This window comes from Pseudoselenomonas ruminantium, assembly GCF_900104055.1.
Lineage (GTDB): Bacteria > Bacillota > Negativicutes > Selenomonadales > Selenomonadaceae > Selenomonas_A > Selenomonas_A ruminantium_C.
The window spans coordinates 1-21,983 of sequence record NZ_FNJQ01000044.1; the positions used below are offsets into that span (position 1 = coordinate 1).

Here is a 21,983-nt window from a genome sequence, read left to right on the forward strand (position 1 = left end):
TACACAAACAGAGTATTTCACCATAAACTGCAAAAACAGGGCATGACACAAAGTATGTCCCGTGTAGCCCACTGCATTGACAATGGGCCTATGGAAGGATTTTGGGGTATTCTCAAGCGTGAAATGTACTATGGCAGGCGTTTTACCAGCAAAAGTAGCCTCATGAATTCAATTAAAGCCTACATCCATTATTACAACAACAGGCGTGTGCAACGTAATCTCGGAATCCTAACGCCGATAGAGAAACACAGCTTGTATTTAGCCGCATAAAAAGACCGGCAGACGAATCTGCCGGCCAAAGAAATTTTATATTTTTTTATTGTCCTCTTGACGGGTAGCAGTTCATTTTGACTGGTCAGACCTTTGTTGTTCATGATATACTATATTTTAGGATTGCAGTTTTATATATTCAGAAGTGTGGAAGGGGCGATGTTAATGACGATATTACAGATAGCGATGAAATATGCGGACTATCATCGTGCCTTAGAACGGCTACAGTCTGCTCTGTACAAAGATCCTGACGTTGATGGAATATACATTGATGCTTCCATGCATCGGTTTGAACTTAGCTTTTATCTTGCTTGGAATCTGATGAAGGTCGTGCTAGAATACGAAGGGATTGAAGTCGATAGTCCACGTTCAAGTATCTGTGAGGCCGGAAAGCAAGGAATGATAGCTGATACGAAAATGTGGTTTGAAATGCAAAAAAAGCGGAATTTATCTAGCCATACCTATAATCAGGCATCAGCATTGGATGTTTATCAATTGATTAGGGAAAAATATGCGCCTTTACTGTTGGCGTTGGATAAAGAAGTTCAACGGCGTCTGGAAGTTGACCAGTCAAATTGATCGGTCAGCGAATGAGAATATAAGTGGGATCCGATTTTTATAGGTGTACTCGGAGGAAAGATGTCAATAATTGATTTTGCCAAGGCGCGGGAGGCGCGGTTGGCGAAGGTTGCGAGGGCGAAGGCGGAACCTTATGCGCGGTATACGGCGATGCTGGAGGCGTTGGACAAGGAAGATTTGACCGCAATGGAGAGTATTGCGCAGGTCCATGCCTTGCAGATGGCTTATAGGATTGTGGAGCACAGCCCTTATTGGGGGACGAAGCAGGGGAATTTTTTCCTGCAGACCTGGTCGGCATTGGAAGCGGTGGTGCCTGTGATCGGTGATCTGATCATCGCAAACAGTTTTGTAGACAACTCGGTTCGTTTGCGCGGGCAAAGGTATACGTCCAATGAGGTTGGGCTATGGGCGGCGCGGCGGATGATTTTGGATTATCTGCTGATCCTGATTGATGACAACAGCCGGCCTGATGATTGGTTGGATATCCGCGATAAGCAGCCCTTGCAAAATGTTTTTGCGCATTTGGGTTATAATATTGACCGGTCAAATTGACACGTCAAAAAGTGGTGGAGTCACGATGGGCTCCACCACTTTTGTATGCAATTGACTATAGGCGGATTATCCTTGCGGGGATTTCACGAACTCCAGAAGGTTGCCGCTGTTTTCTTTCTGGTCCTGCCAGGTCAGGGTGCCATTGCGGAGGACGAAAACGCTGGAACCATCGTCGTAGACCTTTTTATCTGTGCCGGTGCCTTTTTCCGTATAGGTGTAATCTATGCGGGTGCCGTCGTGGTTGCTGAAGAGTATGGCGCTGAAGTTGTCGTAGGTGCAGTGGTAAGTCCAGCGGCTGCCATCAGCGGCGCTGCTGGCCCATTGGATTTCCACGAGATAGCCGGAACGTTCCCGGCTGATCACTGCTGTGCAGCGGCCGCAGCCCCAGACACCCAGGTAATCCTCTGCCTTTATGCCTGCGCTGGTGGTGTCATAGCCATTTTCTGCATAGCGCGTGAAATGGATGGCCCCATCATGACCGGAACGAAGGTCTGTCTGCGTGGCGGTGTTTTCGTCTTTGGGGAATGCTGCCCATAGTTCATTGGCACTGTTGAAAGCAGAGTACCAGGGAGAAGCGGTGTCCTTATCCTCAAGGACGATGCCGCCGCTTTCATGAAAAGAGTACCAAAGGGATTTTGAGCCGTCCGGATGTTTTTCGCTGGTCACCTTGACTTTTCCGAAGGCTTTGCCATCTGGGAAAATCAATTCATAGGTGCCATCGGCATAGATGGTCAGGGTTCTGGCGTTGGGGGCATCTGCTTCGTGCCAGATGCCGGCAATGGGCTGGATGCTGCCTTTCTTGACTGGTTTCAAGTTCTGGGCTTTTGGCATTTTGCTGTCAGCTGCCATAACTGGTTCTGCTTCGACAATTCCGCCGAAAAGACAGGCTGCCAGGCCTAATGCCAGCGCGGGACGAAATGGTTTCCATAAGGGGTTGCTGTTCATGATTTGGTTCACCTCCCAACTTCTATTATACAGGATTCTTGATAAAAGACAAACTATTTAGAATCTTATAGATACGTATTTTATAGAATAACGCCGCCAGCTTTGCATCTATGGCAGAACAGCTGGCGGCGTTTATATTAGAAGCCTAAGTTATCGTTGACCAGGATTACCTGAATGCGGCCCTTGTGCAGGGAGTAGCGGGTAATCAGGAACTGGCAGCAGATGGTGTCGGGACTCTTGCAGTCGAAGCAGGCACCGGTTTTGGCGCAGGGGGTGCTCAGGCCGAAGCGCTGGGCATTGATGGGAGCGGCCACGTTGCGGGCCCGCTTCATAGCGCCGTCCAGATCGTCGCAGACTTTGTTGAGCCCCACGATGAAGAGCACTTTTTTCGGCCCTTGGGCGATGGCGGATACGCGGTTGGCATTGCCGTCGATGTTGACTAATATGCCGTCCTGCGTCATGGCGTTGGTGCTGGAGAGGAATACATCAGCATCATAGGCCATCAGCATGGCTTTGCGTTTGTCTTCTACCTTGTCGCGGTCGATGAAGTTGTAGTCCTCCGTGGTTAGGGCTTCCGTCAGGCCAATTTCGTGGACGCTCATGGCGCCGCCCATGGTAACGGTGCTGCCTTTGGGGATGAGTTCCAGAGCTAGCTTCAGGGCCTCTTCCTTGTCCTTGGCATAAAAGCCTTCCATATTGCGGGATTGCAGGCCTTTGATTACTGTCTGGGCCAGCAGTTCATTGCGCTTGCGGATGTTTTCGTTCATTTAGCTTTCCTCCTATTAATAAACACATGCATTTTAATTTCGCCATATTCTATGGCATTTCCTGCTTTTGGCAAGGAAATACGTTGGATTTATTGACAGGTCAGGGGATTTACTATAGCATGAAATTAGCTTTGGACAAGGGGGACTTATTTTATGCAAATGCGGGGCAATATCTTGCTGCTGATCACGGCGTTCATCTGGGGGACGACTTTCGTGGCCCAACAGGTGGGGATGGATGAGCTGGGGCCTTTTACCTATGCGGCGGCCCGCTTCTTTTTGGGTACTTTGTTTTTGCTGGGGCTTTGGCTCCTAGATAGGAAACGGCGTGCGTCGCGGAAGCAGCGGGGGCTGCATCATTCCGGCTGGAAGATGGGCTTTGTGGCAGGACTTATGTTGTTCGTGGCCAGCTCCTTGCAGCAGTATGCCCTGCAGTTTACCACGGTGGGCAAGACCTCTTTCATCACGGCGCTCTATATCGTGCTGGTGCCGTTAGGGGCGGCGCTGTTCCGTCTGGCGAAGGTGTATATGGTCAATTGGCTCGGGGCGGTACTGGCTTTGGCCGGACTTTATCTGCTGACCATTCAGGGGACGATCAGTCTCAATCTGGGGGATGTATTGGTGGCTCTCAGCGCTTTGGGCTGGACGGCGCAGATCCTCTACATCGACCGCTTTGCTCCGCATGTGAATGTGCTGGAACTTTCGCTTAGCCAGACCATCTGTTGCTTTGTGGCCAGCCTGCTTACGGCAGCAGGCACGGAAACGATGGCGCTTGCGCCCGTCCTCGATTCCTGGGTGTCCATTGCCTATGCAGGCGTTCTTTCTACGGGCGTGGCCTTTACCTTGCAGATCGTGGGACAAAAATACGCCGCTCCGAGTGAAGCGGCGGTAATCATGAGTTTTGAAGCGGTGTTCGGCGCTTTGGCCAGCTTCGTGGTTTTGGGCGAACAGATGAGCACGGCGCAGCTCTGCGGCTGCCTGCTGATGTTTGCCGGGGTAATCGTCAGTCAGCTGCGCACGATCATGCAAAAGAAACATGCTCCCGCTAAATAAGAACTGGTTCTTTTGCCAGAGCTTTGCTGCATCTAATCTGTTTCTAACCTGGCTGTGCGATAATCGATGCAGGAATAATAGTGAGGTGAGAAATCCATGGGCAAGAAATCCATCATGAATTTTCGCTATCTGCGGGAAAATTACCGGGAAATCCTGCGGGAATATGGCAGGACTTTGGGCGAGCGTTTTCCGGAGGCGGCTGTGCTCAATCTGCTGATACTGATCTATCAGGGCGGGATCCTCTGGGCTTATACGGTGGAAGAGTTTGAGGAAGACTGGTTATTTTGGACGGCACGGATGTCGGTGCTTTTGCTGGTGGCAGTGGCGGCTGAACTATGGCGTGAACGCAGGCCGGAGTGGTCTCCCGGGCGGTATCGCTGGAAGATTGCCTGCCTGCTTGCGGTCTGGCTTATCGTGTATGAAGCGGGCCGGAACTTTTTTCAGGGCTTTGAGGAGGCCATGTTTTATCTGGCAACCCCGCTTGTCTGGTCCTGTCTGATTTTCTATCTGCTGCTGCCGCAGGCAAAGGAGCGGCAGAGCCGGCAGCTGCGCAGCTGTGTCAGTGCGCTGGTCAGTGCCGGGGGCATCGGCATGCTGCTGTCCCTGCTGGTGGGCATCTGTCTGGCGGCGGTGCAGGTACTGTTGGTGGAAGTTCCCACGGAAGTCGACATCTTCCTGCTGGGCGTCGTGCCTTTTGCTTGTGCGGTCAGTATTGCCCTGTGTCTGCTGCCCAGGGCTGAGGTTGCCACGGAGCCGGCCGAGCCAATCCTTAATCGGATTGTCATGGGGCTGGTCCTGCCCTGCTATGTATTTTTGCTGGTCATCCTTTATCTCTATATCGGCAAGATCATTTGGCAGCAGTCCATGCCGGTGGGTGAAATGAACTGGTATGCCTCTCTTGCCCTGTTGGGGTATGGCTTTTTCTATTTTTTCTGGAACGATATGTCTAAGCCCTGGTTTGACCGGTTCATGAAGTGGGGGCTTGTCTGGTTCCTGCCCATCCTGCTGGTTCAGCTGTATGGCGTGTGGATTCGCTATGCGGCCTATGGGCTGACGACGCTGCGCTATCTGTCCATGCTCTGCACGGGCTTCGGCGTACTGTTTCTGGCCTTTCGCTTCCTGCGGCAGGGCATCCGGCCGCTGTTTCTGGTGGCTGCCGTGCTGGTGGCTGTGTTTTCCCTGTCGCCGCTCAATGTGATGCGGGTGCCCCTGCATGAACAGCAGGCTCGCCTGATTGACTTGCTGACACAGGAGGGCTTGTATGCAGAGGGCAGGATTACGATGAGCCATCGGGTTTCCCCAGAACGGGCACAGGCGGTAAAAAGCTGTGTGGACTATATCTGCAGTTCAGGGGCGGATGAGCGGGAAGATTTTTGCCACCAGGTCAAGGAAATTGAATGGAAGCAATACCTGCCGAAGAAAACGGTCACGAAGAAAAGCTCGGGCATGGAACTGCCGCCCAAGGAAAAGGAAGACCGTGTGAGTTTCTTTCCCAGCCGGAAGGGGATTCCTCTGGCGGGGTACCAGTGGGCTTATCCCGTGAATATCAAGAAAGCGGTAGTGGTTATTCCGCTGGAAGAGGGTGAGCGGCGCGAGGTCGACCTCACGGATTATGCGGCCCGGTTGGTGGCTGCCCAGAGTGACGTTCCGTGGCAAGCAGGCAAATTCAAGAACTGCCGGGAAAAGCGCGTCATCCTCGATGAAGGCTATGTGCTGGATGACCATTCTCTGCTGTATTTTACCGAGCTGACGGTTATCTTGGGCGAAGACGGTCAAATGAAGCGCATCAACGGGCGTGGCTATCTGCTATTGAAGTGAATAAGGGCAAAAAAAGCCTTCCCCTCCAGGGGAAGGCTTAGACTACAAACAGTTTGCTTAATTTTTCATCCAGCCAAAGCTTTCGAAGATGGGCTGGTAGCGTATGCGTTCGATGAAATCCTTGTTCGTGTCTTCGGTGTGAAAGATGGGAACGCGTTCCAAGGCGAAGATGTTGCTGGCTTTGTCCACGTTGCCGTATTTGATGGTGAAGGCGGCTTTGTAGCCGGCCTCTTTGACCATCTGGGCGATATGGAGGTTATAGGTGCCGGTGGGGTAGGCCACGTAGTTTACTGCGTGGCCCAGCTCGCTTTCGGCTTTTTTCTTGGAGTCCACGAGTTCGGAGCGCAGCTCGTCATCGGTGAGGTCGGTCATCGATTTGTGGTTGACCGTGTGGGATTCGATGTTGATGCCGTTCTTATTCATCTCCCGCGCCTGATCCCAGCTCAGGTAGCCTTTCTTGTGGCGGTCGAGGAAACCGGTCACCACGAAGATGGTGGCTTTGAAATCGTATTTTTTGAGGATGGGGTAGGCATTGGTGTAATTGTCCTCATAACCATCGTCAAAGGTAATCAGCACGGGATTTTCCGGCAGCTGGCCATTGCCGGCCAGGGCTTCGTAGAGTTCATCGGGATTGATGGTATGGTAGCCGTTGTCATGGAGGTATTTCATCTGATTGTCAAAATCCTCCGGCCGTACGGACAAAGAGATAAAGGTGTGGTCAATCTTGTGGTAGTTCAGCACCAGCACTTTCGTGCCGCTCTCGCTGTCCGCTACCATGGTCGCCTGCAGCGGCTTGGGCTGCTGACTGAAGATGATCATAGCGGCTATGGCAGCCACGAATACAAATAGGATGGTTATTTTCCAAATATTTCTTTTGCGCAAAGTCAATGCTCCTCGTATTGTTAGTCATTACCTTACAATTCTACAACGAAACGGCCGGGGATACAATTGGTAAATCGTGCTTTGGACAAAAAAATTGGCCGATTTGACCACAGAGATTCATAGCAATATACTAAGAAAAGATGATTATTTTTAATCAACGATACAGGACAGGGGGCGGAGGTCATGAAGAAAATACCTTTTGCGGAAATCGAGGGTGTGCAGGTGGGCAATGCCCAGAATGATAAGGCTAAGACCGGGGTTACGGTGCTCTGTTTTCCGGCGGGAGCCAAAACTGGTGTGGATATCAGCGGGGGCGGCCCGGCTTCAAGGGAAACGCCCGTTTTAGATCCCACGCGGGAGGACTTGGGCATTCATGCTATTGTCCTGGCCGGTGGCAGTGCCTATGGACTGGCGGCGGCAGATGGCGTCATGCGCTGCTTGGAGGAAAATGGCATTGGCTTTGATACGGGTTTTGCAAGGATTCCGCTGGTGGTGCAGTCGGATATCTACGATTTGTCCTATGGCAGTGCGTCCGTTCGTCCGGACAGCGATATGGGCTATACGGCCTGTAAGAATGCGCTTCGTCAAAACAGCCCCCTAAGCGGTTCTGTCGGTGCGGGAACGGGCGCAACGGTAGGCAAGTTTTGCGGTATGAAGCAGTCGCAGAAAAGTGGGATCGGCTATTATGCGGTGCAGGTGGGCGAATTGAAGATTGGTGCCGTGGTCGTGGTGAATGCATTGGGGGATATTTATGCCAAGGAAAAGAAGATTGCCGGCCTCACCAATGCGCAGCGTACGGATTTTCTGGACAGTGTGCAGGAACTTTACCGCCTGGCCGCGCCCAAGGATCTGCTGTCACGCACGAATACCACCATCGGTGTCGTGGTCACCAATGGTGCTTTTGATAAAGCCCAGCTTACCCGTATTGCCCAGCAGACCAGGAACGCTTACGCGCGTTCCATCAAGCCTGTAGGCACGCTGGCCGATGGCGATACCATCTACGCATCTGCCTGCGGCAGTTTGGTGCAGGCAGATGTGAATATGGCAGGGACTTTGGCCGCAGAAGTCATGGAGCGGGCCATAGAGAAGGCCGTCTTGTCGGCAAAAATGGACGAGGCAGAGTATTTGGCGAATTGTTTGACGTATTGAAGGCGGCTAGCTATCAGAGATTGTCGTTTTTGGCAGGCGGGCTGGGGGCAAATACCAGCAGGCAGGCGAGGATATCGTCCACCTGGGAGGATTGGGCAATGCCGGTCTTGCACCAGAAGGCGAAATGTTCGCAGTTGTTGAGCAGCAGGCTGTAGCCTTTTTCGCCGAGTTTGCTGCGGGCCCGCCGGACGGTTTCCTGCGGGGAAAAGGCTTGTATTTCCCCGTTGAACAAGCGCTGCAGGAGCCATTCGAACAGGTCATGCTGCGCGGATGGTCCTGGCCCGTTCAGTACGTAGAGGGTATCGCTGCTGGACATGAAATCTGCCATGCTGGTCTCGGCGATGATGCCGTCACAGAGCAGAGGATTCTTTTCCTTATGATAGTGGATGACGCAGTCGTCACCGGTATATATACCGAAATGGCGGTAGCCGCTGCGCTTGACGTAAACAATATCGCCGCTGTTGAGCTTCATAGGGCTAGCCTCCTTGTTAGATTTTCTGTAGATATCTATTCGTCAGGGTAAGGCTGTAGTCCTGTATTTTTTACTTGTGGCGTTATTAAGAGTATAATATGTTGTGGAAGTCGTGAATAATTTGCAAACCTAGAAGGAAGTGTGCAGTTGTGATCCATGAAATTACGCCCCATAGACTGACCAATGAGTTTTTGCCCGATGCTGAGCCCTGGAAGGATGATATCATCATCTTTGCCAAAGGCGATGCCCTGATGGTGGCAGGCGAGCCCGGCGAAATGCGTTTTCCGAAACGTCAGGAAATCCGGTCCAATAAGTATCTATATCAATATCTGTTTTCGTTGGATGGCCATGGCGTGTATCATGCGTTGGGGTGGCATATGGAGCCCTTGGACGGATTTGCCTATAAGACGCTGCGGGAAATCCGTTATCAACTGCAGGGGCCGCAGGAATTGATGTATGCTGCCTATACGGCCTGGCATCTCATTCAGTGGTATGAGGATAATCATTTTTGTGGGCGCTGTGGACATCTGACTGGCTATGCGGCCAAGGAGCGGGCGTTGCAATGCGATAACTGCGGTCATGTGATTTATCCCCGCATCATTCCGGCAGTGGTGGCGGGGGTTATTAACGGTGATAGCATCCTGCTGACGAAATACGCCAATCGCAATATGAGCTTCTATGCCTTGGTGGCAGGTTTCGTGGAAATTGGCGAGACACTGGAAGAGTGTGTGGCCCGGGAGGTCAAGGAAGAGACGGGGCTCAAGGTCAAGAACATCCGCTATTACAAATCCCAGCCCTGGGGCAGCGCCCAGGATCTGATCGTGGGCTTTTTCTGTGAGGTGGATGGCGATACCACCATACGCATGGACGAAAGTGAACTCAAGGAAGCCCTGTGGGTGAAACGGGAAGATATCCAAGGCCAGATCGATGACTGGAGTTTGACCAATCAGATGATGATGGCGTTTAAAGCAGGTAAAGAAGGGTAAAGAAGAGTAAAGAAAAGGGTGGAATTGACAGGTCAGCTTGACTTGTCAATTCCACCCTTTTGACGTGCTCAGTCGGCTTCGTTGAGCGCCTCCATTTCAATGGCTTCTTCATATTCTTTCTGCATCAGGCAATAGCAGAAGGAGATGAAGTTGCATTCCACCAGCAGTTCCTCAATCTTATCCTGATATCTGCCAGCCCGATGCAGGGCGAGCAGTTCCCTCAGGTCGGCTTTGGTAAAGCCGAAGCCGATAGCACCGCTCAGTATGGAGCCATCTTCTGCAGATTCCAGAGCTGCGGCCCAGTCGGCACAGATTTCCTCCTTTGTCATAAGCAAACCATCCTCTCATTTCTTGTAAAATCATCAACGGACACTGTATATGGTAGCATGAGCAGGTTAGAAACGCATGAGAATCAGGAAAAACATTTGTCGCGCTGAACTTTAAGCGGTTTACAATTTTTTATTGACATGGTTTATCATCTGTTGTAATATGTTATACAGATATACGAGATATATAATAATGACATAGTAAGCGTACAAAGGGGTACATCAGACTGGGAGAGGAAAACTCCCTTGGTCTGCTGTGCCTTTTTATGTGGAAGGGATGGATGCGATGTGCGAAAAAAATTAGGCTTGCCGATAGGGATATTGACATTACTGTTGATATTGCTCTTGCCGACACCGCCGGAACTGTCGACGGCCGGTCATCGGATGCTCGGGATCTTGGTGTTCTCGGTTGTCATCTGGATGTTTGAGACGGTATCCTATCCGGTGTCAGCGGCCATCATCATCTCGTTGATGGCTTTCCTGTTGGGGACGGCGCCGAATATGATGAATCCGGATAAGGTGTTGGGTACATCCGGGGCATTGAAGATGGCAATGGCAGGTTTTTCCAGCCCGGCCTTGGCCTTGGTAGGGGCTGCGCTCTTCATTTCGGCAGCGATGATGAAGACGGGGCTGGATAAGCGGGTGGCTTTGCTGATCCTGTCCAAGATCGGTGCGAAGACCAAGAATGTATTGGCCGGTGTCATCCTGGTGGGCTTCATCCTAAGCTTTTTCGTGCCGAGCACCACGGCGCGCGTGTCCTGTATGGTGCCAATCGTGATGGGCATCATTGCGGCATTTGGAGTACCATTGAAAAGCCGCTTCTCGGCCGTGATGATGATCGCCATCGCTCAGGCTGACAGTATTTGGAACGTGGGTATCAAGACGGCGGCTGCGCAGAATATGATTGCGCTGGAATTCATCGAAAAGCAGCTGGGGACCACGATCAGCTGGCTGGACTGGTTTATCACAGCCGCGCCGTTTGCCGTGATCATGAGCGTCGTGCTCTATTTCCTGCTGCTGAAATTAGTGCCGCCGGAAATGGATGAGATCGAAGGCGGGCAGGAAACCGTGGCCAAGGAATTGCAGGCGCTGGGGCCTATGTCCTTGAGCGAAAAGAAATTGATGGTCATTTCCTTGCTGTTGCTGTTCTTGTGGTCTACGGAAAAGATCCTGCATAATTTTGATACATCATCTACGACGATGGTAGCCATTACCCTGATGATGCTGCCGGGGATTGGCATTATGACCTGGAAAGAGGCTCAGGCCAAGATTGGCTGGGGCACTTTGGTGCTCTTTGGCGTGGGTATCAGCCTGGGTTCTGCGGTGCTTTCGACCAAGGCCGCTTCCTGGATTGCCCATGTGATCGTCAGTGTCTTTGGTTTGTATCATACTTCGGCCTTTATGATCATTGCGATCCTGGCGCTGTTCCTGATTGTCATCCATCTGGGGTTTGCCAGTGCCACGGCTTTGGCGGCTGCGATGATTCCAATTGTCATATCGGTATTGCAGGGGGCTGCGGAGCATTCACATCTGAATGTCGTGGGAATGACCTTGATCCTGCAGTATGTGATTTGTTTCGGCTTCATCCTGCCGGTCAATGCGCCACAGAATATGGTAGCCTTTGGCACGGAAACCTTTGAGGCCAAGACCTTTATCAAGACTGGTATCCCGCTGACATTGGCAGCCTATGCCCTCATCATGCTGATGGCGGCTACCTATTGGAGATGGCTGGGAATCATTATCTGAAAAGCAAGGATAGGAAAAGGCGGCCCGCTGACTCTTTTGAGTCTGCGGGCCGCCTTTTATGCTTTGTTTCACATTATGGTCAGGACTGGGCCTGAGGGATGCCTTCTTCTTCAGCATCGTCATTGAAGTTATGCTTCGCATCGGCCGTCTGTTCTTCTTTGAGCATGGCTTTGTCCTGCATGCGGACGAAGGGATAGTAGACGATGGTGGACATCACGATGGTCGCAAGTTGTACCACGGCGCCCTGCCAGCCATTGAGGAGGAAGCCGGCGATGATGGGCGGTGCTGTCCAAGGTACCTGTACGGCACTGAAGGGGGCCATGAAGCCGACGACGATGGAAGCGTAGGTCATGACCAGTGCAATCAGCGGCACCAGCACGAAGGGAATCAGAAGATACGGATTGAAGACGATGGGCAGGCCAAAGATGATGGGCTCGTTGATGTTGAAGAAGCCTGGTACCGTGGCCAGCTTGGTCAGGGATTTGAGCTGGGAGGATTTGGCCGACAGCCAGCTGGCAATCAGCAGGCCAAAGGTCAGGCCGCAGCCGCCGGTCTTGACCATGAAATCCACCTGGCAGGTGATAATCTTGGCATCGGGGTTGCCCGCCAACTGCATGCCCATGTCGAGCAGGTGCTGATTATCCAGCGAGTTGGCAATGAGGATGGGGCTGACCACGCCGCCGACCACATTCGGTCCGTGGATGCCGGCCCAGAACAGGACGCTTTCCAAGGCTTCGATGACCGCTCCGCCGACCAACGTATCGGAAAGTCCCTGCAAGGGAGTCTGGATGATCTTGAAGATGAGTTCCGGCAATGTCGTGGCACCAACATAATGGCAGAGACCATAGAGAATGGAAGCGCCCGTGAAGAGCACCATGCCCGGCGTCAGGGCTTCAAAAGCTTTGGCCACGCCGCCTGGTACGGCATCCGGCATCTTGATGCCGATATGGTTCTTCTCGCAGTAGCAGAATACCCAGGAAGCCACAAAGCTCACGAGAATGGCCGTGATTACGCCATTGCTGCCAGCCCAGGCCTTGGGAATGATGTCTGCTACGGTTTCGCCGCCTTTGCTGACGATGGTGGGCGGCAGCAGGATCAGGAAGGTGGACAGGGAGAGGATGGAGGCCATGATGGCATCGCAGCCTTCGGATTCCACGTATTTATAGGTGACAGCCAGAACGACAATCAAAGCCAGCACACTGAAGGTGCCGCCGGCTACGGCGTTCAGGGGAGCGGTCCAGTCGGCGCCGAAGAGGCTGGCCATGAATTCCGGATAGCCCGGGATGGGCAGGTTAGCCAGCAGCAGGAATACGGAACCTACGACCGTGAAAGGCGTGGTCATGATAAAGCCGTCGCGCAGAGCCGCTACTGCCCGGATTTCAGCAAAGCGTCCCATAAAGTCAACGAATTTATCAAAAAGCTCTTGTTTTGTCATAATCGTTTCCCTCTTTTCCATATGATGATATATCATTGCTTATAAAACCTGCTATAACTGTATCATTCAGGGGAAGGCGAGACAATCGGATTGAGGCGTGTTTGATACGCTGGTTCAGCGAAAATAATAAAAAATGCGATATACGTGTAACGTTGTTTCGTTTTTATTATTGAAAAGTATTGGAACGGTCTGGATTGACCGGTCAATTTTGACTGGTCAGTCCCTTGCCATTCGTGTTATACTAATAAGGTTACAAGTTTTATGGACCATTGGAGTGAATAAGATAGATGATTGGATTTTTGCGGGGGCAGGTGGCGGCTCTGAAGGCGGACTACTGCCTGCTGGATGTGAATGGCGTGGGCTATCGGGTGTTCGTGGCCGGTTCCACCCGGAACAAGCTGCGATTAAAAGAAGAAGCCCGGCTCTTCACTTATATGAATGTGTATCAGGATGGCATTACCCTCTATGGCTTTGCCAGTGAGGAGGAATACGATATCTTCCAGCTGCTGATTGGCGTGTCGGGTATCGGGCCCAAGGTGGCGCTCGGAATCCTGTCGGCCATCACGGTGGAGAGTCTCTGCAAGGCAATCCAGAACAAGCAGGCCACGGTGCTCACAAAACTGCCGGGCATTGGCAAGAAGTCGGCGGAGCGGCTGATCCTGGAACTCAAGGACAAAGTGGGCTTTGCCGCAGGCGATGAGGAAGTCCTGACCTTGGAAATGGAAGGCCCGCTCGGCGACGATATGATCAGCGAAGCACAGGCGGCTTTGGTGGCGCTGGGTTACAGCCAGGCAGAAATCGCGCCGGTGCTCAAGAAGGCTACCAAGTGCAAGACGACGGAAGAGGTTATCAAACTGGCCTTGAAACAGCTGAATAGATTTTAAGGGAGGCTTGAGGCTTGGCTGAAGAAGATTTTTACGACATGGATATAGACGATGGCCGCATTGTGGCCATGGACGAGCAGCGGATGGACGATTGGCAGTATAGCCTGCGCCCCCGCAAGTTAAGTGAATACATTGGTCAGGACAAAGCCAAGAAGAATTTGGAAATTTTCATTCAGGCGGCCATGAATCGCGGCGATGCTCTGGACCATGTGCTGCTCTATGGGCCGCCGGGACTGGGCAAGACTACGCTGGCAGGGATTATCGCCAATGAGATGGGCGTGAACTTCCGGCAGACTTCCGGGCCTGCCATCGAGCGGCAGGGCGACTTGGCGGCGCTTCTGACCAACCTGCAGGAGCATGATGTGCTCTTTATCGACGAGATCCATCGCCTGTCCCGCAGTGTGGAGGAAGTGCTCTACTCGGCCATGGAGGACTTTGCGCTGGACATCATCATCGGCAAGGGGCCGAGTGCCCGTTCCATCCGTCTGGATATTGCGCCGTTTACCCTGATTGGGGCCACGACAAAAGCCGGTTCTCTGGCGGCACCGCTGCGTGACCGTTTCGGCATCATCTCCCGCCTGGAGTATTACACGCCGGAAGCGTTGGTCACGATTGTCAAGCGGGCGGCAGAAATCTTGGAGATTCCCATTGAGGACAAGGGGGCGCAGGAAATCGCGCGTCGTTCCCGGGGAACCCCGCGTATTGCCAACCGCCTGCTGAAGCGCGTGCGGGATGTGGCGCAGTATGAAGGCAAGGATGTCATCACCGATGAGATTGCGGATAAAGCCCTGTCCCTGCTCGAAGTGGACAAGGCAGGCCTGGACCATACGGACCGGCGGATGCTGCTGACCATGATCAAGAAGTTCGGTGGCGGTCCCGTGGGGCTCGATACCCTGGCGGCGGCCATCAGCGAGAGCACGGATACGGTGGAGGATGTGTTTGAGCCGTTCCTGATACAACTGGGTTTTATCAACCGCACGCCGCGCGGACGCGTGGTCACGAGAGCCGGTTATGAGCATCTGGGCATTGCCTATCCGGAATAGGAGATTGTTATGAAGTTACTATTACATATGTGCTGCGGGCCTTGTTCCTGTTATCCCGTCAAGAAACTGCGGGAAGATGGCATCGAGCCGGTAGGCTATTTCTTCAATCCCAATATCCATCCCTATAAGGAATGGGAGGCGCGCCTGAACACCGCCAGGGAATTTGCCGAAAAGGTCAAGATGGAATTTTTCGCCGACGAGAATTACCGGCTGCGGGATTTTTTGAAGCGGGCCTTGCCGGCTGAAGCCCTGCCCAATGGCCGCTGCACCATGTGCTATACCTGGCGGCTGGAGGAAGCGGCGCGGTTTGCGGCGGAAAATGGTTTTGATGCTTTTACCTCCACATTGTTTTACAGCATCTACCAGCAGCATGATCTGATGAAGCGCACGGCGGAGCGCTTTGCCGAGCAGTATGGCGTGCAGTTCTACTACGAGGATTTTCGTCCCGGCTGGCAGGAGGGAATCGACATCAGCCAGGAACTGGAACTTTACCGCCAGCCTTACTGCGGCTGTATCTTCAGTGAGGAGGAGCGGTACAGCAAGGCCATCCGCAAGCAGCGCAAGAAGGACAACAAGGCCAAGAAGCGGGCCCGGCTGGAAGCAGAGGCCAAGGCCCGGGCAATGGAGGCGCAGGGATGAGAAAGCAGTTTATCGTGATTTGCACCATGTTTATGCTCCTGCTGGGTATGGCAGGTTTTGCCGAAGCGGCCTGGCAGCCGGAGTTGTTGGTATCCCTGGGTACTAAGGGGACGACCCTGCGCCTGTCGGGCAATATGCCCGTGGTCTTGAAGCGGCTGGATAATCAGAAGGTGGTCTGGCAGGGCAATGCTAAGGAATTTGCGACGCTGACTTTTGCCGGTACCGGCTGGGAGCTGAATGGCAAAAAGCTCAAGAAAGCGGATGCGGCCACGTTGGAACTCACGGTGGCAGATGAGCGCAATCTGGCCAAACTTATCAGCACCTACGACAATAAGTCTTATCGCGGTGCCCTGCGTCTGGTGCCGCGCAAAGGCGGCCTGCACCTCATCAATCGGGTAACGGCCGAGGAATACCTGCAGGGCGTGGTGCCGGAGGAAATGCCGGCGGAATGGAATGCTGAGGCCGTAAAGGCGCAGGCGGTAGCGGCCCGTACCTATGCCCTGCGCCAACGCAAGCGCCACGGAAAAGAAGGCTTTGATGTCTGTGCTTCCACCCATTGCCAGCAGTATGGCGGCGTGGCTGTAGAGCGGGCGGCGGCCAATCAGGCCATCAAGACTACACAGGGTATGGTCCTGCAGAGCAATGGCGCGTTGGTGGATGCCCTGTTCCATACGGATTCCGGCGGCATGACGGAAAACAGCGAAGACGTCTGGGGCAGCCGTATCGACTGCTTGCGGGCGGCCAAGGAACTGCGCACGGAAACTTATCCCTGGGAGAAGAATATCACGGCTGTGCAGCTTAGCGGCCTATTGGCGAAACGGGGCAAGAACATCGGAGAACTCAAGAAAATCGAGCTTTCGCCCATCAGGATTGGCAAGGCCTCCCAAGACCGCACGGTTTCCGGCCGGGTAAAGGCCGTGACTTTTGTGGGTAAAAGTGGGAGGGCCAGCATGACGGGCAATGACCTGCGCAGTATGCTGGGCCTCAAGAGCACGCTTTTTTCCATGACGCTCAACCGCAATGTGGTCTTTATCAAGGGCTATGGCTGGGGCCATGGGCTGGGCATGTCCCAGCATGGGGCCAAGGCCTATGCGGATAGTGAACATTGGGACTATAAGAAGATTCTGCAGCATTATTATCAGGGCGCAGAACTAAAGAAACTTTATTGATAGAAGGATTGGATTATGTTATTACTTTCAGATTTTGATTACGAACTGCCAGAGGAGCGCATTGCCCAGGTGCCTATCGAGCCGCGTAATGCCTCCCGGCTGATGGTGTTGGATCCTGTGGAAAAGACCATGGAGCATCGTCATTTCTATGACCTCAAGGAATATGTGGAGCCGGGGGATACCCTGATCTTCAACGATACCCGCGTAATGCCGGCTCGCCTGATCGGTCATCGCGACCAGACCGGCGGCAAGGTTGAAGTCTTCTTGCTGCGCCGCATTGATGCCACGCATTGGGAAACCTTGGTAAAACCGGGTAAAAAGGCTCGTGCAGGTTATAAGATCAATTTCAGTGATGAGCTGAGCTGCACGGTGGTGGATAACACAGATTTCGGCGGCCGCGTGGTGGAATTTCAGTATGACGGCATTTTCGAGGAAATCCTGGACCGCCTGGGCGAAACGCCGTTGCCGCCGTATATCCATGAAAAGCTCGAGGATAAGGAACGCTATCAGACGGTTTACAACCGCGAAGAAGGTTCTGCTGCTGCGCCGACCGCTGGCCTGCACTTCACCAAAGAGCAGATGCAGGAACTCAAGGATATGGGCGTGAACTTAGGCTTTGTGACGCTGCATGTTGGTTTGGGCACCTTCCGTCCGGTCAATGTGGAAGACATCCAGAAGCATGATATGCACAAGGAGTTCTACCATGTGCCCGAGGAAACAGCCAAGCTGATTATGGATACGAAAAAGGCCGGTCACCGCGTGATTGCCGTGGGCACTACGAGTATCCGCACGCTGGAATCCGCAGCGGACGGCATGGGCGAAATCTCCGCCAAGAGTGGCTGGACGCAGATTTTCATCTATCCGGGCTACGATTTCAAGATCGTGGACGCCATCATCACCAACTTCCATCTGCCCAAATCCACGCTGATCATGCTCATCAGCGCCTTTGCCGGCCGGGAGTTCGTGCTGGATGCCTATAAGACAGCTGTGGAGATGAAGTATCGCTTCTTCTCCTTTGGCGATGCCATGATGCTGAAAGTGAAGCAGCCCAGGGAAGAGCGGGATGCGGAGCTGCAGGCGTTGGAAGAAGCACATTTGAGCGCTGAATAAGATACGAAGAGGCCGTACAATGCGGTCTCTTTTTTCTAAGTATACATCGTTCTAGTATTGCGAAAATTGTCATTTTAGTGTAAAATGAGACTATAGAACTAAGGAGACGAGAGGGTTAAAGATGAGAAGATTTGAAGCCGTCACGACAACAGCGGTTTCAGGTGGATCTGGAATCGATAAGATTCAACCGACAAGTAGTCACTGAGAAAGAGAGGGATTACTGTGGAAAATTTTTATCGATGGCTGTTGTCAACTTCCTGGGCAGAGCGTCTGAGGGCCTATGCGTATATCGAGAAGGATTTGCGGCATCAGAAGCGGTGGGTAATGAACGAAGACAAATGGGAGGACATGAAGATGCTTGTGGGGCAGATCCTGTCAATCCATTTCAAGAAGCACCCGGCCAAAGATGTAGCAGATTTTTCGGAGCGGATTGCCAGGCTGTATCAGTTGTTGTTGGCGCCAATGTCCGAGGAACGGAGCCGCAACCATGTAGTCAGCAAGGGCTTGCTGATGGATATCTATGATGAGGATGATATCGCTGCTCGTCAGGCGATACATGCGTATTTTCATCAGAAACGCTGTCAGGAAAATCATTCGGTGCTGGATAACCTCTTTCGGTGCTATGAATATATGATGGAACAGGCAACGAGTCGCTATTTCGCCGTAATGGCATGAGGACAACTGCTTTGCAGGGAACTGCAAGGCAGTTGTTTTTTGCGTGAAAACCTATATCGTTATAGGATTTTCTCATATTAAGTGATATTGACAGGATTGTCCATAATGGATATAATTAGTAGCAGGTAATAAAAATAAAGGCGCAGGACTGACTGCTTTAGGACGGTCAAGGGGAACTGTGCCGAAGCTTTTTCAGATAGCTAATCGCCTGGGCAGAGTGCGGTGCTTTGCTCGGGCGGTTTTATTTGTTTGAGCATCAGAGCAGGAGGAAGATTATGAACGAGAATTGGCAGGGGTTCCGTCCCGGAAAGTGGCAGACGAAGATTGACGTGCGTGACTTCATTCAGAAGAACTACACGCCTTATGAAGGGGAGGCAGGTTTCCTCGCCGCTGCCACGGACAACACCACGGCCGTTTGGGAAACATGCAAGCAGTTGCTGGCTGAAGAACGCCAGAAGGGCGGCGTGCTGGATATAGATACGGAGACGGTTTCCACCACCATTTCCCATGCACCGGGCTATATCGATAAAGCGCATGAAACGATTGTAGGTCTGCAGCTGGATGCACCCTTGAAACGCGGCCTGATCGTCAACGGCGGTCTGCGCATGGCTCAGCAGGCCGCTGACGCCTATGGTTACAAGGTCAGCGACAAGATCACGGAAATCTATTCCAAGCATGTCAAGACGCATAATGAAGCCGTATTTGAACTCTATACGCCGGAGATGCGCAAGGCTCGTCATTTGGGCTTGCTTACCGGTCTGCCCGATGCCTATGGCCGCGGCCGCATCATCGGTGACTATCGCCGGGTGGCGCTCTATGGTGTAGACCGTCTGATTGAGCAGAAGAAGCTCGATAAGGAAGAGATGTTCAGCGGTGCCATGGATGCAGACAAGATGCGTGCCCGCAGCGAGCTTGCCCAGCAGATCAAGGCACTCAATGACCTCAAGACCATGGCCGCAGGCTATGGCTTTGATATCAGTGCACCGGCAAAAGACGCCAGAGAGGCTGTACAGTGGGTGTACTTCGGCTACCTGGCTTCGGTCAAGGAGCAGAACGGTGCGGCTATGTCTATCGGCCGCGTGTCCACGTTCCTGGACATCTATATCGAACGTGATTTGGCAAATGGCGTGATTACCGAAGCAGAAGCACAGGAATTCATGGATCAGCTGGTCATCAAGCTGCGCATGGTGCGTATGTTGCGTACGCCGGAATACAATGAACTATTCGCCGGCGATCCCATCTGGGTGACGGAATCCGTGGGCGGCATGGGCGAAGATGGCCGCACCTTGGTCACGAAGAACTCCTTCCGTATCCTGCATACGCTGGAAAATCTTGGCCCGTCCCCGGAACCGAACCTCACGGTGCTCTGGTCCAAGCGTCTGCCAGAAGGCTTCAAGAAATATGCGGCAGAGATTTCCATCAAGACCAGTGCCATCCAGTATGAGAATGATGAGGTCATGCGTCCGGCATATGGTGATGACTATGGCATTACCTGCTGTGTATCCGCTATGAAGCTGGGCAAGATGATGCAGTTCTTCGGTGCGCGTGCGAACCTGGCCAAATCCCTGCTGCTGGCCATTAATGGCGGTAAGGATGAGAAGAGCAATGAACAGCTGGCGCCGGAAATCCCCCTGCCCACGGGTGAGGTGCTGGACTATGCAGAAGTGCGCCATAAATATTCCCAGGTTTTGGCATGGCTGGCCAAGCTCTATGTGAATACCATGAATGTGATTCACTACTCTCATGACCTGCATGCCTATGAAGCCGGTCAGATGGCGCTGCATGACAGCAAGATCGAACGCCTGATGGCCTTTGGTGTGGCTGGCTTGTCCTGTGCCGTGGATTCCCTGTCGGCGATCAAGTACGCCAAGGTTACGCCCATCCGCAATGAATTCGGTGTAGCTACGGATTTCCAGGTGGAAGGCGATTTCCCGAAATTCGGCAACAACGATCCGCGTGTGGATGAACTGGCGCACGAGTTGACGCATGAGTTCATTACGGAACTCAGAAAGCACAAGGCTTATCGCGGGGCAGAACATACGCTGTCCATCCTGACCATCACGTCCAATGTCATGTATGGCAAGAAGACGGGCACGACGCCGGACGGCCGCAAGATTGGCGAACCGCTGGCACCGGGGGCAAACCCGATGCATGGCCGCGACAAGAGCGGTGCGCTGGCGGCGATGAAGTCCATTGCGCATCTGGATTATGCGGACTGCCGCGATGGTATCTCCTATACTTTCTCCATGATCCCTTCGGCTCTGGGCAAGACGGATGAGATTCGCGTGCAGAACCTGACGGCCATCCTCGATGGTTACAGCGGTTATGAAGCGCATCATATCAATATCAACGTGTTGGATCGGGCCGTGCTCGAAGATGCCATGGAGCATCCGGAGAATTATCCGCAGCTGACTATCCGCGTTTCCGGCTATGCCGTGAACTTCATCAAGCTTGACCGCCCGCATCAGCTCGAAGTCATCCAGCGTACGTTCTATGAAGCCATGTAATAAGAATGATGGTAAAAGGATATTATCATTCCAAACTCACCTTCGGGACAGTGGATGGCCCGGGCATCCGCTATGTGCTCTTTTTGGCCGGTTGTCAGCTGGGATGCAGGTTCTGTCATAATCCGGATACCTGGGCGAGAGGGCAGCAGACGATTACGGCAGAGGAAGTACTGCAGGAGGCAGAGGATTACCGCCAGTTCTATGATCCTTCGGGCGGCGGTATCACCGTTTCCGGCGGAGAGCCTTTGCTGCAGCCGGAGTTTGTGACTGATTTGCTGGCCAAGGCCAAAGCCAGGGGCCTGCATACGGTCGTCGATACCTGCGGCCTGGCCCGCAAAGAGGCCATCATGCGGGTGCTGCCACATGTTGACCGGGTACTGTTTTCCCTGAAGGGCAGTACGGAGGCCAGTTATCATGTTCTGACCAAAGCCCGGCTGAAGGATATCCTGGTCAATCTGCAGTTGATTGCTGCCCGCAAGCCGGTGACATTGCGCTATGTACTGATTCCCGGCTATACGGATGGCGAGGATAGCCTGACTGCGCTTATCCGCATAGTGCATGCTCTGCCTCAGGGTGTTGAGGTGGAAGTCCTGCCTTATCACACCATGGGCATTGCCAAATGGGACGAACTGGGCTGGGATTATACGCTGCGGGATGTGCCAGAACCGGCCAAGGCAGATGTAACGGTTTTTCGTCAGGCCTTACAGCAGGCAGGGATAAACTTAGCGGCTACGGAAAAATAAATATTTGCCTAAAGGAAATGTAGAAGATTCCTTTAATCGCTCGAAACGTCCGTTGAAAAGTGTCAACGGACGTTTTTTGAATTGCAGTTTGTGGATGCGTGCTAAAACGCAATTGGTTACAGATTTGTGGAGCGGAGGCGGGGATACTTCTTCGCCACTTCACTAAATGACCCGCCAGCAGTAGTGCGTACTATTTTAGTTACCTGCGCCGGGCAGGCCGGCGGCGCGTATGTTCA

General features: G+C 52.9%; 22 protein-coding genes. 16 read left to right on the top strand and 6 right to left on the bottom strand.

Annotated features, from left to right (window positions below; translation table 11 throughout):
* From BLQ59_RS13875 to BLQ59_RS13885, 3 genes are all read left to right on the top strand, one after another.
* A partial coding sequence (locus BLQ59_RS13875; RefSeq protein WP_143005371.1) for an IS3 family transposase occupies positions 1–270 on the top strand: 270 nt, incomplete at its 5' end.
* 186 nt (positions 271–456) lie between these two features.
* Positions 457–849: an HI0074 family nucleotidyltransferase substrate-binding subunit gene (locus tag BLQ59_RS13880; protein WP_074573451.1), complete on the top strand. Its 393-nt coding sequence runs from the start codon at positions 457–459 to the stop codon at positions 847–849.
* Between the two features lie 60 nt (positions 850–909).
* Positions 910–1,401 (top strand): hypothetical protein, encoded by a 492-nt coding sequence (locus BLQ59_RS13885; RefSeq protein WP_074573435.1) that lies wholly within the window; start codon positions 910–912, stop codon positions 1,399–1,401.
* Between the two features lie 66 nt (positions 1,402–1,467).
* On the opposite strand, the gene BLQ59_RS13890 is transcribed toward BLQ59_RS13885, so the two are convergent.
* Positions 1,468–2,346 carry a hypothetical protein gene (locus tag BLQ59_RS13890; RefSeq protein WP_074573436.1) on the bottom strand — a complete coding sequence of 293 codons (879 nt, stop codon included), beginning with the start codon at positions 2,344–2,346 and terminating at the stop codon, positions 1,468–1,470.
* 137 nt (positions 2,347–2,483) lie between these two features.
* Complete coding sequence (locus BLQ59_RS13895) at positions 2,484–3,113, bottom strand: lactate utilization protein (protein WP_074573437.1); 630 nt, start codon at positions 3,111–3,113, stop codon at positions 2,484–2,486.
* A gap of 153 nt (positions 3,114–3,266) precedes the next feature.
* Between BLQ59_RS13895 and BLQ59_RS13900 the strand changes: the two genes are divergently transcribed.
* Together BLQ59_RS13900 and BLQ59_RS13905 are read left to right on the top strand one after the other, a co-directional pair.
* Positions 3,267–4,163, top strand: coding sequence for a DMT family transporter (locus BLQ59_RS13900; RefSeq protein WP_081342591.1), 897 nt, complete (start codon positions 3,267–3,269; stop codon positions 4,161–4,163).
* A gap of 96 nt (positions 4,164–4,259) precedes the next feature.
* Complete coding sequence (locus BLQ59_RS13905) at positions 4,260–5,981, top strand: DUF4153 domain-containing protein (RefSeq protein WP_074573438.1); 1,722 nt, start codon at positions 4,260–4,262, stop codon at positions 5,979–5,981.
* A gap of 57 nt (positions 5,982–6,038) precedes the next feature.
* On the opposite strand, the gene BLQ59_RS13910 is transcribed toward BLQ59_RS13905, so the two are convergent.
* The gene (locus BLQ59_RS13910) at positions 6,039–6,869 is read right to left on the bottom strand and encodes a polysaccharide deacetylase family protein (RefSeq protein ID WP_074573439.1); all 831 of its coding nucleotides are present in this window, start codon (positions 6,867–6,869) and stop codon (positions 6,039–6,041) included.
* A gap of 177 nt (positions 6,870–7,046) precedes the next feature.
* Between BLQ59_RS13910 and BLQ59_RS13915 the strand changes: the two genes are divergently transcribed.
* Positions 7,047–8,012 carry a P1 family peptidase gene (locus tag BLQ59_RS13915; protein WP_074573440.1) on the top strand — a complete coding sequence of 322 codons (966 nt, stop codon included), beginning with the start codon at positions 7,047–7,049 and terminating at the stop codon, positions 8,010–8,012.
* Between the two features lie 13 nt (positions 8,013–8,025).
* Here the strand turns inward: BLQ59_RS13915 and BLQ59_RS13920 are convergent, their stop codons facing one another.
* Positions 8,026–8,484 (bottom strand): lecithin retinol acyltransferase family protein, encoded by a 459-nt coding sequence (locus BLQ59_RS13920; protein WP_074573441.1) that lies wholly within the window; start codon positions 8,482–8,484, stop codon positions 8,026–8,028.
* 149 nt (positions 8,485–8,633) lie between these two features.
* Here BLQ59_RS13920 and nudC point away from each other — a divergent pair, with 149 nt between their 5' ends.
* Entirely contained in the window at positions 8,634–9,470 is an 837-nt protein-coding gene (gene nudC / locus BLQ59_RS13925) for an NAD(+) diphosphatase (RefSeq protein WP_074573442.1), read from the top strand.
* Between the two features lie 68 nt (positions 9,471–9,538).
* On the opposite strand, the gene BLQ59_RS16100 is transcribed toward nudC, so the two are convergent.
* Positions 9,539–9,799 (bottom strand): hypothetical protein, encoded by a 261-nt coding sequence (locus BLQ59_RS16100; protein ID WP_074573443.1) that lies wholly within the window; start codon positions 9,797–9,799, stop codon positions 9,539–9,541.
* 318 nt (positions 9,800–10,117) lie between these two features.
* Between BLQ59_RS16100 and BLQ59_RS13935 the strand changes: the two genes are divergently transcribed.
* On the top strand, positions 10,118–11,542 hold the full coding sequence (locus BLQ59_RS13935) for a DASS family sodium-coupled anion symporter (protein WP_371118519.1): 1,425 nt from the start codon (positions 10,118–10,120) through the stop codon (positions 11,540–11,542).
* A 79-nt stretch (positions 11,543–11,621) separates the two neighbouring features.
* On the opposite strand, the gene BLQ59_RS13940 is transcribed toward BLQ59_RS13935, so the two are convergent.
* Positions 11,622–12,977, bottom strand: coding sequence for a PTS sugar transporter subunit IIC (locus BLQ59_RS13940; protein ID WP_074573453.1), 1,356 nt, complete (start codon positions 12,975–12,977; stop codon positions 11,622–11,624).
* Between the two features lie 287 nt (positions 12,978–13,264).
* Between BLQ59_RS13940 and ruvA the strand changes: the two genes are divergently transcribed.
* The 8 genes from ruvA to pflA all read left to right on the top strand — a co-directional run bounded on the left by ruvA (position 13,265) and on the right by pflA (position 21,747).
* Complete coding sequence (gene ruvA / locus BLQ59_RS13945) at positions 13,265–13,861, top strand: Holliday junction branch migration protein RuvA (protein ID WP_074573445.1); 597 nt, start codon at positions 13,265–13,267, stop codon at positions 13,859–13,861.
* Positions 13,862–13,899: 38 nt separating this feature from the next.
* Positions 13,900–14,904 carry a Holliday junction branch migration DNA helicase RuvB gene (ruvB, locus tag BLQ59_RS13950; protein WP_074573454.1) on the top strand — a complete coding sequence of 335 codons (1,005 nt, stop codon included), beginning with the start codon at positions 13,900–13,902 and terminating at the stop codon, positions 14,902–14,904.
* A 9-nt stretch (positions 14,905–14,913) separates the two neighbouring features.
* Entirely contained in the window at positions 14,914–15,543 is a 630-nt protein-coding gene (locus BLQ59_RS13955) for an epoxyqueuosine reductase QueH (protein WP_074573446.1), read from the top strand.
* On the top strand, positions 15,540–16,712 hold the full coding sequence (locus tag BLQ59_RS13960) for a SpoIID/LytB domain-containing protein (protein ID WP_081342594.1): 1,173 nt from the start codon (positions 15,540–15,542) through the stop codon (positions 16,710–16,712). Before BLQ59_RS13955 ends, BLQ59_RS13960 begins: the two co-directional genes overlap by 4 nt.
* A 15-nt stretch (positions 16,713–16,727) precedes the next feature.
* The gene (gene queA / locus BLQ59_RS13965; protein WP_074573447.1) at positions 16,728–17,822 is read left to right on the top strand and encodes a tRNA preQ1(34) S-adenosylmethionine ribosyltransferase-isomerase QueA; all 1,095 of its coding nucleotides are present in this window, start codon (positions 16,728–16,730) and stop codon (positions 17,820–17,822) included.
* Positions 17,823–18,044: 222 nt separating this feature from the next.
* Complete coding sequence (locus BLQ59_RS13970) at positions 18,045–18,497, top strand: hypothetical protein (RefSeq protein WP_074573448.1); 453 nt, start codon at positions 18,045–18,047, stop codon at positions 18,495–18,497.
* Between the two features lie 275 nt (positions 18,498–18,772).
* Positions 18,773–21,004 (top strand): formate C-acetyltransferase, encoded by a 2,232-nt coding sequence (gene pflB / locus BLQ59_RS13975; protein ID WP_074573449.1) that lies wholly within the window; start codon positions 18,773–18,775, stop codon positions 21,002–21,004.
* Positions 21,005–21,009: 5 nt separating this feature from the next.
* Positions 21,010–21,747, top strand: a complete 738-nt coding sequence (gene pflA, locus BLQ59_RS13980; RefSeq protein WP_074573450.1) for a pyruvate formate-lyase-activating protein — start codon at positions 21,010–21,012, stop codon at positions 21,745–21,747.
* The last annotated feature ends 236 nt before the right edge of the window (positions 21,748–21,983 follow it).

Coding starts and splice junctions, on each gene's coding strand:
- BLQ59_RS13880 (WP_074573451.1), top strand. CDS start 457: ATGAAATATGCGGACTATCATCGTGCCTTAGAACGGCTACAGTCTGCT.
- BLQ59_RS13885 (WP_074573435.1), top strand. CDS start 910: ATGTCAATAATTGATTTTGCCAAGGCGCGGGAGGCGCGGTTGGCGAAG.
- BLQ59_RS13890 (WP_074573436.1), bottom strand. CDS start 2,346: ATGAACAGCAACCCCTTATGGAAACCATTTCGTCCCGCGCTGGCATTA.
- BLQ59_RS13895 (WP_074573437.1), bottom strand. CDS start 3,113: ATGAACGAAAACATCCGCAAGCGCAATGAACTGCTGGCCCAGACAGTA.
- BLQ59_RS13900 (WP_081342591.1), top strand. CDS start 3,267: ATGCAAATGCGGGGCAATATCTTGCTGCTGATCACGGCGTTCATCTGG.
- BLQ59_RS13905 (WP_074573438.1), top strand. CDS start 4,260: ATGGGCAAGAAATCCATCATGAATTTTCGCTATCTGCGGGAAAATTAC.
- BLQ59_RS13915 (WP_074573440.1), top strand. CDS start 7,047: ATGAAGAAAATACCTTTTGCGGAAATCGAGGGTGTGCAGGTGGGCAAT.
- BLQ59_RS13920 (WP_074573441.1), bottom strand. CDS start 8,484: ATGAAGCTCAACAGCGGCGATATTGTTTACGTCAAGCGCAGCGGCTAC.
- BLQ59_RS16100 (WP_074573443.1), bottom strand. CDS start 9,799: ATGACAAAGGAGGAAATCTGTGCCGACTGGGCCGCAGCTCTGGAATCT.
- BLQ59_RS13940 (WP_074573453.1), bottom strand. CDS start 12,977: ATGACAAAACAAGAGCTTTTTGATAAATTCGTTGACTTTATGGGACGC.
- ruvA (WP_074573445.1), top strand. CDS start 13,265: ATGATTGGATTTTTGCGGGGGCAGGTGGCGGCTCTGAAGGCGGACTAC.
- ruvB (WP_074573454.1), top strand. CDS start 13,900: ATGGATATAGACGATGGCCGCATTGTGGCCATGGACGAGCAGCGGATG.
- BLQ59_RS13955 (WP_074573446.1), top strand. CDS start 14,914: ATGAAGTTACTATTACATATGTGCTGCGGGCCTTGTTCCTGTTATCCC.
- BLQ59_RS13960 (WP_081342594.1), top strand. CDS start 15,540: ATGAGAAAGCAGTTTATCGTGATTTGCACCATGTTTATGCTCCTGCTG.
- queA (WP_074573447.1), top strand. CDS start 16,728: ATGTTATTACTTTCAGATTTTGATTACGAACTGCCAGAGGAGCGCATT.
- pflB (WP_074573449.1), top strand. CDS start 18,773: ATGAACGAGAATTGGCAGGGGTTCCGTCCCGGAAAGTGGCAGACGAAG.
- pflA (WP_074573450.1), top strand. CDS start 21,010: ATGATGGTAAAAGGATATTATCATTCCAAACTCACCTTCGGGACAGTG.